Origin of the sequence: Amycolatopsis samaneae, assembly GCF_039541975.1 — a bacterium.
In the GTDB taxonomy this organism is placed as follows: Bacteria; Actinomycetota; Actinomycetes; order Mycobacteriales; family Pseudonocardiaceae; genus Amycolatopsis; species Amycolatopsis samaneae.
In genome coordinates, this window is the sequence record NZ_BAABHG010000015.1 from 146,585 (window position 1) to 160,126 (window position 13,542).

Annotated in this window: 9 protein-coding genes and 1 pseudogene; 4 read left to right on the plus strand and 6 right to left on the minus strand. The window is 67.8% G+C overall.

The annotated features are described in order from the left end of the window. Positions 1-12: 12 nt before the first annotated feature. Positions 13-693, minus strand: coding sequence for an organomercurial lyase (gene merB, locus ABD987_RS34025; RefSeq protein WP_345403708.1), 681 nt, complete (start codon positions 691-693; stop codon positions 13-15). Between the two features lie 116 nt (positions 694-809). Between merB and ABD987_RS34030 the strand changes: the two genes are divergently transcribed. Then, positions 810-1,694, plus strand: a complete 885-nt coding sequence (locus ABD987_RS34030) for a methylenetetrahydrofolate reductase (protein ID WP_345403710.1) — start codon at positions 810-812, stop codon at positions 1,692-1,694. A 54-nt stretch (positions 1,695-1,748) separates the two neighbouring features. Then, on the plus strand, positions 1,749-3,434 hold the full coding sequence (locus ABD987_RS34035) for a DUF885 domain-containing protein (protein ID WP_345403712.1): 1,686 nt from the start codon (positions 1,749-1,751) through the stop codon (positions 3,432-3,434). Positions 3,435-3,796: 362 nt separating this feature from the next. On the opposite strand, the gene ABD987_RS34040 is transcribed toward ABD987_RS34035, so the two are convergent. Continuing rightward, on the minus strand, positions 3,797-4,510 hold the full coding sequence (locus tag ABD987_RS34040; protein WP_345403715.1) for a sigma-70 RNA polymerase sigma factor region 4 domain-containing protein: 714 nt from the start codon (positions 4,508-4,510) through the stop codon (positions 3,797-3,799). Between the two features lie 154 nt (positions 4,511-4,664). Between ABD987_RS34040 and ABD987_RS34045 the strand changes: the two genes are divergently transcribed. Further along, positions 4,665-8,231: a TIR domain-containing protein gene (locus tag ABD987_RS34045; protein ID WP_345403718.1), complete on the plus strand. Its 3,567-nt coding sequence runs from the start codon at positions 4,665-4,667 to the stop codon at positions 8,229-8,231. A 412-nt stretch (positions 8,232-8,643) separates the two neighbouring features. Continuing rightward, the gene (locus ABD987_RS34050) at positions 8,644-9,552 is read left to right on the plus strand and encodes a DMT family transporter (protein WP_345403721.1); all 909 of its coding nucleotides are present in this window, start codon (positions 8,644-8,646) and stop codon (positions 9,550-9,552) included. A gap of 344 nt (positions 9,553-9,896) precedes the next feature. On the opposite strand, the pseudogene ABD987_RS34055 reads toward ABD987_RS34050, so the two are convergent. The 4 genes and pseudogenes from ABD987_RS34055 to ABD987_RS34070 all read right to left on the minus strand — a co-directional run. After that, positions 9,897-10,115, minus strand: a pseudogene (locus ABD987_RS34055) (transposase family protein); the annotation flags it as partial. A gap of 53 nt (positions 10,116-10,168) precedes the next feature. Next, positions 10,169-11,476, minus strand: coding sequence for an alkaline phosphatase family protein (locus tag ABD987_RS34060; RefSeq protein WP_378214339.1), 1,308 nt, complete (start codon positions 11,474-11,476; stop codon positions 10,169-10,171). A gap of 50 nt (positions 11,477-11,526) precedes the next feature. Beyond that, a complete protein-coding gene (eboE, locus tag ABD987_RS34065) occupies positions 11,527-12,681 on the minus strand; it encodes a metabolite traffic protein EboE (RefSeq protein WP_345403724.1) in 1,155 nt (384 codons plus the stop codon). A 1-nt stretch (position 12,682) separates the two neighbouring features. Then, positions 12,683-13,540, minus strand: coding sequence for a TatD family hydrolase (locus tag ABD987_RS34070; RefSeq protein WP_345403727.1), 858 nt, complete (start codon positions 13,538-13,540; stop codon positions 12,683-12,685). Positions 13,541-13,542: the final 2 nt, after the last annotated feature.

Here is a 13,542-nt window from a genome sequence, read left to right on the forward strand (position 1 = left end):
CGGATGTGGCCCTCACCGCTCCCAGAACGCGCCGCGCAGCCCTGCCCCGGCGAAGTATTCGGCCGCCTTCGCCGGTTCACGGCGGCGGTACCCGTACTCGAGGCGGCCCGCGTACCAGCCCTTCGCCAACCGCCACAGTGTCGCGAGATCCATGACGTATCCCTTGGCGTTGCCGGTTTCCGCGAGCCATCCGTCCACACAGGACTCCGCGCAGAACAGCCGCTGGTGGCCGCAGGTGCGCAGCACGTCGTCCCACATCCGCGCGACCGGGACCAGGAAGTGCGCCACCTGATCGCCCGGCGGCGGCGCTTCGCGGCCGACGACGAGCGCGTGCGGCGTCCCGCAGGCGGGACACCGGGTCGCGATCAGCACCTCCGGCTCGCCGGGCACCAGATGCGGGATCGCGAAGGAGTCCCACGCGCAGCCGCCCCACCACAGCGTGTGCCCGCCCATCACGGAGAACCCGAGGGGAGCGGCGGCGAAGGGGTGCGCCAGCACGACGTGCTCGCACTCGTCCAGTACCAGGTGGCGGGCGTCGGCGAGGCGGTGCAGCGCCTGCTTGGCGACGGCGAGCGAACCGCCCGCCGCGTCGGCCAGTTCGGGAGCCGTCGGCTGGCGGCCGTACGCGGCGAACGCGCGGTAGACGGCCACCCGTACGTGCTCGTCCCAGCTCTCGTCATCCGTGCTGCTCATGCCTCACTCCTCACGGCGAGCGTAGTCCAGCGCGGCCGTGGAGGAGACCCGGAAACGGGTCCAGTCGCTGGGAGGGGACTCCCAGGAGGCGGACATTTCCCTCTACCATTCCCGATATGACGTCGGTGATCGAGCGGCTGCAGGGCGACGGCCCCGCCTTTTCCATCGAATTCTTCCCGCCACGGGACATCGCGGACGAGGCGGTGCTGTGGCGGGCGATCCGTGAGCTGGAACCGCTGGACCCGGCGTACATGTCGATCACCTACGGCGCTGGCGGGTCGAGCCGGGACGGCACGATCCGCAGCATCGCGCGGGTCGCCACCGAGACGACGCTGGTGCCGATGGCGCACCTCACCGCGGTCAACCACTCGGTCTCGGAACTGCGGAACGTGATCGGCTGGTACGCCGCCGTCGGCGTCCGCAACATCCTGGCGCTGCGCGGCGACCCGCCCGGCGACGTGTACGGCGACTGGGTGCCGCATCCGGAGGGGCTGACCTACGCCGAGGAACTCGTCGAGCTGGTCCGGTCGCTCGGCGACTTCTGCGTCGGGGTCTCGGCCTTCCCGTACGGGCACCCGCGTTCCCCCGACCTGGAGTCCGACACCAAGTACCTGATCCGGAAGTTCCGCGCCGGGGCCGACTTCGCCATCGCCCAGCTGTTCTTCGAGGCCGAGGACTTCCTGCGGCTGCGGGACCGGGTCGCCGCCGCGGGCTGCGACGCGCTGGTGCTGCCCGGGATCATGCCGCTGACCACGCCGCGCACCCTGCACACCCAGATCAAGCTCTCCGGCGCCCCCGCGTCGCAGCGGCTGCTCGACCGGCTGGAGCCGCTGTCCGGCGACGCGAAGGCGTTCCGCGCCGCCGGGATCGACGCGATCACCGAACTGTGCGAGCGGCTCATCGCCGAAGGCGTACCCGACCTGCACTTCTACACCTTCAACCGGTCCAAGGCCACGCGCGAGGTGGTGGCGCGGCTCGGGCTGGTCCCGGCCCGGGCGTAAGCACCGACGTAACTCCGTACCGCGGCTCCGTGCCCGGCCGGTAGCGTGCCGGGCATGGCTTCCAGCGAACAGGGCGTGCACCGGATCTGCGACCGGTACGTCGACGACTACGCGGCCGCGGACCCGGTCCAGGCCACCTTCCTCGGCATCGACGGGTACGACGACCGGCTGACCGACTATTCACCGGACGGGTACGCGGCCAGGGCGGCCCTCGCGGCGACGGCGCTGGCGGCGGTGGAGGCGGCCGAGCCCGCCGACGCGGGGGAGCGGGCGGCGAAGGCCGTGTTCACCGAGCGGGTCGGGCTGGAGCGGGAGATCCACGCGGCGGGTCTGGACGTGGCGTCGCTGAACGTCATCGCGAGCCCGGTGCAGGAACTGCGCATGGCGTTCGACCTGATGCCCACCGACACCCCGGAGCAGTGGGCGAACATCGCGGCCCGGCTGCGCGCGGTGCCGGAGACACTGGCGGGCATGCGGCGGTCCCTGCTCGCCGGGGCGGACGCCGGGCAGGTCGCGGCGCTGCGGCAGGTCGGCAAGGTCGCCGAGCAGTGCGAGACCTGGGCCGGGCTGAAGGACGAGGACGGTTTCTTCGACGGGCTGGTCGCCGGCGCCGGCGAGCCGGGCGAGGCGCTGCGGGCCGATCTCGGCCACGGCGCCCGCGTCGCCCAGGAGGCGTTCGCGGAGTTCGCCGGGTTCCTGCGCGCCGAGCTCGCGCCGCGGGCCCCGGTCAAGGACGCCGTCGGCGAGGACGTCTACAAGCTGTGGTCGCGGTTCTTCATCGGCGCCGAGCTCGACCCGCGCGAGGCCTACGAGTGGGGCTGGGCCGAGTTTTCCCGCATCGAGGCCGAAATGCGCGAGGTCGCCGGCCGGATCAAGGCGGGCGCGACCGTGGCCGAGGCCGCCGACGTGCTCGACGCCGAGCCCCGCTACCGCGTGCGCGGGCGCGCCGAGTTCGAGGCGTGGATGCAGAACCTGTCCGACGAGGCGCTGAACTCGTTGCGGGGCAAGCACTTCGAGATCCCCGACGCGCTGATGGGGCTGGAGTGCAGGATCGCCCCGCCGGGCGGCGGGGTCGGCGCCTACTACACCGCGCCGAGCGCGGACTTCAGTCGTCCCGGCCGGATGTGGTGGTCGGTGCCCGCGGGGCGGGAGGAGTTCATCACCTGGCGCGAGGTCAGCACCGTCTACCACGAGGGCGTGCCGGGGCACCACCTGCAGATCGCGACCGCGGTGTACCAGTCGGCGTCGCTGAACAAGTACCAGCGGCTCATGGCCTTCACCTCCGGGCACGCGGAGGGCTGGGCGCTCTACTCGGAGCGGCTCATGCAGGACCTCGGCTACCTCGCCGACGACGGCGACCTGCTCGGCATGCTCTCCGAGCAGCTTTTCCGTGCCGCGCGGGTCGTGGTCGACCTCGGCATGCACCTGGAACTGGAGATCCCGGCGGGCACCGGGTTCCACGAGGGCGAGCGGTGGACCCCGGAGCTGGGCCTGGAGTTCATGCTCACCAGGACCGTCACCGACCAGGCCCACGTGCGCGACGAGATCGACCGTTACCTCGGCTGGCCGGGCCAGGCGCCGGCGTACAAGCTCGGCGAGCGGCTGTGGCTCGCCGCCCGCGACGAGGCCCGCGCCCGTCAGGGAGCCGCCTTCGACATCAAGCAGTTGCACACCCGCGCGCTGCGGCTGGGCGGCATGGGCCTGGACACCCTCCGCACCCAACTGGCCACTTTGGACTGACGTTCCCCGCTCCGAAGTGCCGTAAGGTGGCCTTAGCGGCACGTCCGTCCTTTGTGGCCAGACGCTGAGGTCTCGAACGCTCCGTTGCGGACGGTGAACGTCTCGAACGGAGCGTTCGGGACGTTCACCGCCGCGCCCGTCGCCACGGGTTTCGTGGCGCGGAGGCGCCCACGAGTCAGCCTACACAGACCGTTTCTGCCGTACGCGCAAGCCCTCGCCGCTTCGGGACTCAGTGCCTGGTCGACCCTCCCAGGGCGGCATCGGCCGGCTGGCTAAGTATTCCGGCGCCGGGCGTGGCAAACAACGGCCCGTTTCATGGAATCCGTCCTGACTCGCCCAGCGGTGTCGATGTTAGCGGTCGGTCAGCGGCCACTTCGGCTCAAGTACTCGAGCAGTTTTCGTTCAGCGTGCTCGCGGGCCACGGCACCGTGGCCTGGCGGGAACCCGAGTTCACGCGCGACCACGGATATGGCAAGCCCCTCGATCCGGGTTCGCGCGATAAGTTCGGACTCGGCCCGGGTCAGGAAATTTTGGGCGATGGCATCAGCGAGGACCATATCCACGTGCCCAGATCGCGGCGCCAACGGTACTGCTCGCATAGGCTGGTCACTGTGGTAGTTGGTTTCGCGCATTGACGAGGTGTACATCGCACGGGTGCGTGCGACTCGTTTCAGATGGGCGGCCAGCCCCCGCATGCTGGGGTCGGCGGTCTGTGCTGCCTCGAGGAGGCCCACCACGAGGTCACCTTCTGCGTCATCGGCATCGACTCCGAACTCCTCGGCGACCTGCCGAGCCATGTTGACAAGCGCGGGTGCTGCCAGTATTACGACCACCGGTCGCCAGAGTTGGGGGTCTGTCTGGGCCAACCGCACGACCTCGGCCCAGATGGCGGCCTTGGCGTCCGGAGATGTTGTTTTCAGCTGAGCCAGATCGACGACCTCGGCCAGCGAAAGCATCTGATCAGGAAGATCACTGGACAGGGACCAGCCGTCGAAGGCTATCGATGAGGTGCTGATCGTCAGGCTGAGTCGTCGTTGGATTTCCCGCAGTGGCCGGGGCTGGAATGTCGAACTCATGACGGGCCTCCTGAGGAGCGGATTTATTTTGATTTTCACGCTCCCATCGGATAGGAAAGTAGGGGTTTCCCGTTGCCTACTCGTCGGTAGTAATGGAGTCTGAGGAGTTTTTGTGAACTATGGATGTCGGCGTAACTACTTACAAAGGACAGATATGAGCGTGTTCCAAGGAACGGTCTTCGTGAACTACCGAGTGGGCGATGAGGCAGTGGGCGCCGCGATGCTCGTCGAGCAGCTAAAGGTGAAGCTGGGGCGTGCCGAGGTGTTCCACGTGTCGCAGGATGCTGTGGCAGGGAGCCTTTTTGCTGAGGAGATCGAAGCCGCCATCCGCCAGTGCTCGGTCGTGATCGTGGTGATCGGAAAGAAGTGGCTGGACGATGACTGCCGCTGGCGATTGCACGAACCGGGAGACTGGGTGCGTCGGGAGATCCGGCTCGCGATCGCCCTGGGGAAGCGGCTCGTCCCCGTGCTGATCGACGATGCTTCTCTGCCTCGCCCAGAATGGCTTCCTAACGACATAAGGGCTCTACTAGGCCATCAGTACCGTCGGCTCAACCCGCGTAGCATGCCTCAGGACATCGAACGGATCGTCGCTGAACTCATTCACGAGGTCCCGGAACTGGGTGCTGTCCGGTTGCCGGGAACGTGGGAGCTTGATGTCTGGTGGGATGACTGGGCCCATCACACGAACCCGGCGCTACCCGCCGGTGTGCTGCTGGCCGGGCGTGCCGAGGTCGCTGAAGCGATTCTCCGGCTGACTGGGAACGCCGCGACATGCACTGTAGTCCAGGGCGAATCCGAGGAACTGGCCTTGGCGTTCCTCGCAGCCGTCTTCGTTACCAGTCCACCGGATCAGCTGCGGACATTCGTGGTGTGTGGCGCGGATGCCTGGTCCCGGTGCGTGGCGATTGCGCGCCCTTGCGTCCTGATTCCTCGCCACGAGGACCCGGACATCGCTGAGGCGCTTCGGCAGGGGCATCACGTTCTGCTGCCGGCCGGGCCCGATCGGCAGTTGAAATCGGAGCCGGTGCGGCTTCCGGAACTCAGGCTCGACGAAGTCCGTTCGGCATTGGAATCGACTGGGACGGCATTGGCTTTCGCGCAGCCCTATGCTGTCGCGATCTGTCGTTCCCTGCCGGGATTTCGCAGCAGGTTCGCGGCGGATCGGCAGCCCGCCGCCGAGGCTGAGCCGTTGTCGAGCACAGAGCGCGACGTCTTGAGTAATGCTGTCAACCGGGGGCCGATGCGGCACCTCGGGGTCGACCGGATCAACGCCGAGGCTAACGCCGCAGCGGAGACGGACCCGGCCGGGGCGGCGGGGCAGTATGGGGAAGTAGCCGATGCCCTGCTAGATGCGGGCTTCGACTTGCACGCTCGCGAAGTCCGATCGAAGCAGGCGCAGGCGTTGATCCGGGCCGGTCAGGTGCTCGAAGGTGTCGAGATCCGACTTGAATTGATGTGGGCTGCGATGAATGGGACCGGTGAGCCCACCGAGCGCCTTTCGGTGATCGATCGGCAGAACGAGGTACGCCCTGAGGAGCGTGGGTTCGGCCGCGCACTCGCCTTCGCGCGGGCGGCCGAACGCGTCCTCTCCGGCCTGACTGGAATCCGAGAGGAACTCGTGGGCCCATTCGATGAGCTCCGCGGCGACGATCCCTATTTGCTCGACGCCGCGGTTTTCCTGGCCGAGCATGCTCTTGCAGAGGCGCAGGAGGAAGTGCTCGAAGAGCGTGTCGACCGATTGACGAGGTTGGCCCTGGCGCTCGAAGACAGTGGCTCGCGTGAAGAGGACCTGGTGGTCCGGCTGAGCATGTGCGTAGCGGATTGCACCGGTGAGTGGGCCGAACTGCGTTTCCGGGCGCAGAGCCTGTTCGGTCCGGTCCATCGGATATGGATTCGGGCTCGCCAGGCGCGGTATCTTTCCTTCACTGATGATTTTCTTGAGGCAGCCTCAGATTATCGGGAGGCCATCGAGTGGGCGCTCACTGAGCGCATGAACGATGAAGCGGCGGATTGGCTGTATGCGCTCAGAGCACTCCGGATGCGTCACGGCATGTTCTCTGCTGCTGGGGACACGGAACACCCGTTCGCACAACACTTGCGGAACGGGACTTGGTCGCACCGGCTTCCCGGTAGCCCGACCATTGAGGAGCGGGCGCTTCGAAGTCTTGGCGAAAAGAATGGTCGCAGGTCGGTTCGGCTGTTGTCCGAGTGGCGCTGGAAGGCCCGTGTCCGGGCCGACCTCGCGGGGGAGCAAGAAGCCACGCTCGCGCTCGCTTCGGTGCTGACAGAGAACAGCGAACCGCTGGCGGGCTTGGTGAACTACGTCCGCGCCGAGTCCGGGAAGACTGCGGCAGATGCTGCGGCGGCTCTTCCAGAAGAGCCGTTGAACTGGCCGGCGCCCGTGGTGAGCGGTACCGCAGGACAACTCGGCGCCGCGCTCGCGGTCGCGGCGGCCACGGCAGACCTACTCGACGATACGGACGCCGCGGCCTGGGTTTCTGTCGCTCTCGACGTGATTGAGGGCGGCGGTCCGCCGCCGACGCTTTTCAGTCAATTGGAGCTGCGTGGGGTCAAAGCACTCGTCGGACTCGCGCCGTGCCTGGACGAGGCACAGGCTCGCCGGGCGATGGTTGCGACGGCCCCCTGGCTTCCAAGAGATTCGAAAACGGGTTGGCAAACGGACGCCTACCACGCGCGACTACTGGTCGGAATCGCAGACCGACATCCCGCGCTGGCCTGCGAGGCAGCCCGGGAACTGCTCGCCGGGGCTGTTTTCAACGACAGATTCGGCAGTACGGTTCTGCACTCGGGCTTGGCGCTCGTCGAGCAGCACAAGGCTTGCGCTGTGGCAGTGCTGACCGAGCCGGCCGAGGCCGGGAACCGCATGGCGTGCTCGGTGCTTGCGGTGCTCGGCGCGGCCACGGAAAGAATCCGTGAACACGCGGAGGAGGCCGCGCGAGCGGTGATCGCGCGTGAGGCGCCGCAGCCGGGTGTCATGTCCGTCTGGGGCTTCGACACGATGGTGGTCACCACGGCTGGGGTGCTCGACGACAACCTCAGGGCAGAGCTTTTGTCGTCATTACTGCACCGAGCTCTCGATCCTGCGGATTCGATCGTCAACCGAAGGACTGCGCTTGGCGAACTCGCTGGCATTGCCACGGTCCTGTCGCCGGACGAGCGAAGGCGTGCCTTCGCTGTCGTGCTTCCGCTGGCTGGCAGAGACCAGTCGCTGAGCGGCCATGACCTGCTCATGGCCGAGATGCGGCATCCACTGAGTTTCTTTCGGTCTGACATGGGGCCGGCTACCACGGCGGACGCGGCGGTCGAAGCTTGTGCGAATCTGGCGGAGACGGATGAGGATCGACAAGTTGTGCGGAGTCACGCGGTCCGGCTGCTCGGCTGTCCTGACGAGATCGAAGTCCCGAATATCGTGAGGGCGTTACTGGTGCTGAAGTCCTCGACGGACGATCTGCCGCCCGGTCTGCTGGCCGCGCACGCGCATCCGGACGTGCGATCGCTTGCTGCCCTCCTCTGGGCCCAGGACCCGGCGGTGCCCGAGCCTGGTCTGTCTCTGGCCCGCGATCCGGCGCCGATTGTCCGAGCCAGCCTGGCCGACGCGATCACCCGGCGACCGGAACACCGTCAGGTATGGGAAGTCTTAGTGGCCGACCCGCGTCGGAGTATTCGCGGCAGACTGGCGAAGCGTGAAAGGCTATGAGCTGTCCGGCTGGGTGCCCACACCGTCCTGGCAGCCGACATAGCACACCGTTTGTGAGCTTCGTGAAGGCTAACCGGATGTTATCGGATGGCCATGCGTCTGTCTGAGCGTGGCAGGCGGGCGTTCAGCGAGACTGAATCATTTGTGGGGATGGCGTTTCTGGGTGACCACCGGCACAGGAAAATCCCTGGTCGCGTCCGGTCGCGGCGGTTAGAGTCCCCGCCGTGCATCGGATCTTTCTCGTCACCCCACCTCCCGCCTCCTGAGCGGGGTGTGTGAGCCCCGCGCGGCGCCAGGCCGCGCGGGCGGCCGGTGCTGCCCACCGGCCCTGCCGAACCCGGCCGTTCCGGCCTGACGCCACACGTCCCGCGTCGTCGAGTCTCCCTTTCCTTCGACGCTGGAGCGTTTTCCGATGTCCGTCTCCGTTGTCCTGCCCGCGCGTGCCCGCTCCTCGGCCGCGCTCCTGCTCGCCGGTGTCCTCTGGGGCACCGGCGGCCTCGCCGGTTCGCTGCTCGCCGCGCGGGCCGAGCTGCCGCCGTTGTCGGTCGCGGCCTACCGTCTGCTCGTTGGCGGTCTCGCCGGCGGGCTGTACGTCGCGCTGACCGGTGGGGCGCGTGGCATTCCCCGCACACCCGCGGTGTTCCGCAGGCTGCTCGCCGTCGGTGGCCTGTTCGCGCTGTTTCAGACCAGCTACTTCGCCGCGGTGTCCCTGAGTTCGGTCAGCGTCGCCACGATGACCACGATCGGCGCGTCGCCGGTCCTGCTCACCCTCGTCGGCGCGCTGCGCGCACGGCGGTTCCCGCGTGGCTGGACGCTCGTTTCGGTCGGCGGCGCCGTCGCCGGACTGGTCCTGCTGCGCTGGTCGCCGGACGGGATCGCGAGCCTGGCCAGCACGGCGGCCGGCATCGGGTGCGCGCTCGTGGCCTCGGCCGGGTTCGCCGCGCTGACACTGGTCACCGCCCGCCGCGTCGACGGGCTGGAACCGTTGCCCACCACGGTGTTCGGCTGCCTGATCGGCGGGGTGCTGCTCGGCCCGGCCGCCGTGTGGTCCGGGATGGGCCTGCCCCCGCGCGTGGACGTCCTCGCGCTGGCGTGTTTCTTCGGGATCGTGCCGACGGCACTGGCCTACGCGGCCTACTTCCGCGGGCTGACCGGCGCGCACCCGGTGCTGGGCGCGCTGTCGGCGCTGCTCGAACCGCTGACCGCGTCGGTGCTTTCGGTGCTGTTGCTGGGCGAACGGCTCGGCGTCGTCGCGTGGTGCGGGGCCGCGCTGCTGGCCGGTGCGCTGGTGGTCGGCTACTGGCGGCCCGAACCGCGCTGAACCGGGCCACCGGCGCGGCAGGTTCGCCGGGGTGACTCTCCGGGGTCATGCGCCCGAATGTGGCGTTCGGTGCGTTGGACGCACCGAACGCCAGGCGGATTCATGTGGTGGTTGCAATGAGGTTCCCCTGTTCGCCGGACAGGGGGGTGGGCTTGACCCGTTTTGGCGGACATCAGTGATCAGGGGGCGCGGTAGCGCGCCCCCTGGGAAGGATGTTCATCATGGTGTCCATGGGCAAGAAGAAGCCTCAGCGGCCTCGGCGGGTGTTCACGCCGGAGTTCAAGGCGCAGATCGTCGGGATGTGCCTGCGTGGTGAGCGGTCGATACCGCAAGGTCCCGGCCCCCCCGATCTGGCGCATCGTCAGGTTCGTTCGCCAGTACGTCGCGACCAGCAGCACCCGGTCGGCCAGGTCAAGTCGCCACTGCCGGCCCGGACGACCATCCGCGATCTCAACACCACCACGCTTGGCCACCACTCGTACCAGCTTCCGGAACTGCCCCGGCTCCAACCCCGTGAACGGGACGATCCACTCCGGCCGCGACGCCGAGATCACCTGTACCACACCATGATCAACCACCAGCCAGCCCAACCCGCCACCGGGTTACGAGACATCCCTTAGGAGGTGAGAGTGAGGAGGAGGGATTTGACTTGGGTAGCGTCGAGCCTGTCGCACGCGGGGCGTGGATCGGAGCACAGCAGCACAGGGCCGTCCTGCGCGGAGTCCGGCAGTCGCCCGTGGCTTCCGCGCACTGGTGAGGGGTCTAGCGGGACGATGCGCGCCGAATAGCGCAGGCCCAGCTTCTTACGGGCCAACGTGGCGGCCGCGCGAACCTTCACCAAGGGGTCGCCTGGGTCGAAGAACAGCTCGGCCGGGTCATAGCCCGGCTTTCGATGGATTTCCACGGTGCGGGCGAAATCCGGAGCGCGGTCGTCGTCGAGCCAGTAGTAATAGGTGAACCACGCGTCGGGATCGGCGATCGCGGTCAGTTCGCCCGAGCGCTCGTGATCGACACGAAGAACGGCCTGGCCTTCACGATCGAGCACGGAGTCGACCCCGGGGAGTTCCCTGATCAGGTCCCGTGTCCTCGGCACATCATGGGAATCACGAACGTAGACGTGCGCGACCTGGTGGTCGGCCACCGCGAACGCACGGGACGTCCACGGGTCCAGGTATTCCATCCCCGCTTGTGAGTACACGGTCAGCAAGCCGTCCTGACGCAGCGCGCGGTTGATGTCCACCGGCCGATGAGCCGGTGTGATGCCGTACTCCGACAAGGCGACAACGGTGTGTCCACCGGCCGCTGCGTCGTCGAGCAGCGGAGCGAGTTCGGCGTCCAGCGCGGCGGCCGCGGCGACTGCCGCGGATCCGTCCGGGCCGAAACGCTGGAGGTCGTAGTCCAGATGCGGGAGGTAGGCCAGTGTGAGGTCGGGCTTGTGCATCGCCAGGATCCGTCGCGTGGCGGCGATGATCCATTTCGAGGACTTCAGCGACGCGGTCGGTCCCCAGTAGGTGAACAGCGGGAACTCGCCCAGCGAGTCGGTGAGCTGATCGTGCAGCTCGGGTGGATCCGTGTAGCAGTCCGCGGACTTTCTGCCGTCCGCGTGGTAGACCGGCCTGGGGGTCACAGTCAAATCGGTGCCGGCGCCCATGGCGTACCACCAGCAGACGTTTGCCACCCGGCAGCCGGGACGTGCGCGTCGCGCGGCGTCCCAGAGCTTGTCGCCATGGACGAGCTTGTTGTGCTGACGCCACAGCAATACTTCGCCGAGATCCCTTAAGTACCAACCGTTTCCCACGATTCCGTGCCCCGCCGGCGGCAGGCCGGTGAGGAACGTGGACTGCACCGGGCAGGTCACCGCGGGGAAAACGGTGTCGAGAGTCGCGGTGAAGCCCGGTGCGGCCATCCGGCGCAGGTGAGGCATGTGCGGCAGCAACCGCGGAGTCAGTCCGACGACGTCGAGTACCAGCAGGCTCACCAGGGTTCCTCCTCCAGACCGATGTCGATCAGCTGCCGACGGGTCCAGTTCAGCTCGGCGGCGAGGCCCGCGACCAGCCCGGCGGCGTCCGCGGGCGGGTGTGGCAGGACCTGCCAGGTGTAGGTTTCCACTTCGAGGTGATCGACACGGGCGCTCGGCCCGCCAAGCAGCTCGGTCAGGGTCTGCGCGAGAACCCCGCGAGTCGACCGCAGCGGCGGGGGTGGGTCGGTGTGCAGGGGAACGTGGAAGTGGACGCGCCAGGGGCGGTGGCCGGGGAGCTCCCCGGCCACCGCGGCATCGAGATCGTCCGTGCCGGGAGGTGCCGCCTCGGTGCACTGATGCAGGAATCGGGGTTCGGCGAAGGAGCGCAGCGCATTTCTGACGACCTCATCGGAAGGGTTGTCGGCTTGCAGGGCGCAGGAAACCTGGAGTTTGATGACGCTCAGCCCCGCTTCGGCCAGGTTGGCCACCGCGGCTGCGGGGTCCTCGAAACCGACGGCGAGGTGACAGGCGTCGAGGCAGACACCAAGCCACCTTTTGTCCACATCGGACAAAAGTGTCGCGGCCTGTGCGCTGGTTTCGATAACGCATCCGGGTTCCGGTTCGAATCCGACGCGCACCACGCGCCCGGTCTCCGCGGCAAGTTCGGCCAGCTCCAGACCCAGCCGGTCGAGATGTGCGTGGGCGGCTTCGCGCGAGCCGGGTGACCACTCGGTCCTCCATGCCAAGGGCAATGTGGACACGCTTCCCCGAGTGATGTCGTCCGGGAGCAGCGCGGCCAACAGCTTCGCCAGGTCCAGCGTGTACCGGGCACGTTCGGCTGTGGACCAGTCGGGGTGGTAGACCTTATGCTTGACGACCGGATCGTGGAAGCCCTGATAGGGAAAGCCGTTGAGCGTCACGACTTCCAGGCCGCGGGAAGCGAGTTCGGTACGCAGCCGCGACACTGCGGCCGGGGTGGTGAGCAGTTCGTCCGCGACCGGCCGGGCCAGCCATAGCCCGAGCCCGAGCCGGTCGGCGCCAAGCCGGTCGCGAACGGGTTCGGCGTAGCGTGCGAGCTGATCGAGAACGCCGTCGAAGTCTTCCGCGGCGTGGACGTTGGTGCAGTAGGCGAGATGGACGAGAGTTCCGTCGCGATGCCGAAAACGCACGCTACTCCTTCCGAACGCCACGCGACACGGAGTTGCCGGCGTACTCGGTGGCCGTCGTCTCCACCTCGCCGGATCCGAGGCGGCCGCTCTGACCGTAGAACTCGGTGGGGTTGCGCCAGAGCACCCTGTCGACGTCGTCGGTGTCGAACCCGGCAGAGTACATCGCCTCGCCGGTGTGCAGAGTCTTGAGCGGGTCGCTCTCGCCCCAGTCGGCCGCGGAGTTCACCAGCATGCGGTCTAGGCCGTACTCACGCAGGATCGCGACCATCCGGTGTTCGTCCATTTTGGTGTGCGGATAGATCGAGAAGCCCAGCCAGCACCCGGAGTCTTCGGCCATCCGCACGGTGACCTCGTTGAGGTGGTCGAGCACCACGCGTTCCGGTGCGATGCCGGACTCGCGGATCAACGCGATACTGCGTTCGGTGCCCCTGGCCTTGTCCCGGTGCGGGGTGTGCACCAAGGCGGGAAGATCGTGCTCGACGGCCAGGGCGAGCTGTGCGGCGAAGGCCTCGTCCTCCGCGTCGGTCATCGAGTCGTAGCCGATCTCACCGACCGCGACCACGTTGTCCTTTTCGAGGTAGCGAGGCAGCACCGCCAGTACCGGCAGGCAGCGAGGATCGTTCGCTTCCTTGGGATTCAGTGCGATCGTGCAGTGGTGCCGAATCCCGTACCGGCTCGCCCGGAACGGCTCCCAGCCGATCAGTGAGTCGAAGTAGTCGGTGAAGCTGCCGACGACGGTTCGGGGCTGTCCCTGCCAGAAGGCCGGTTCGACCACGGCGCGGACCCCGGCGTCACGCATGGCCCGGTAGTCGTCTGTCGTGCGTGAGCTCATGTGGATGTGCGGGTCGAAGATGCGCATCG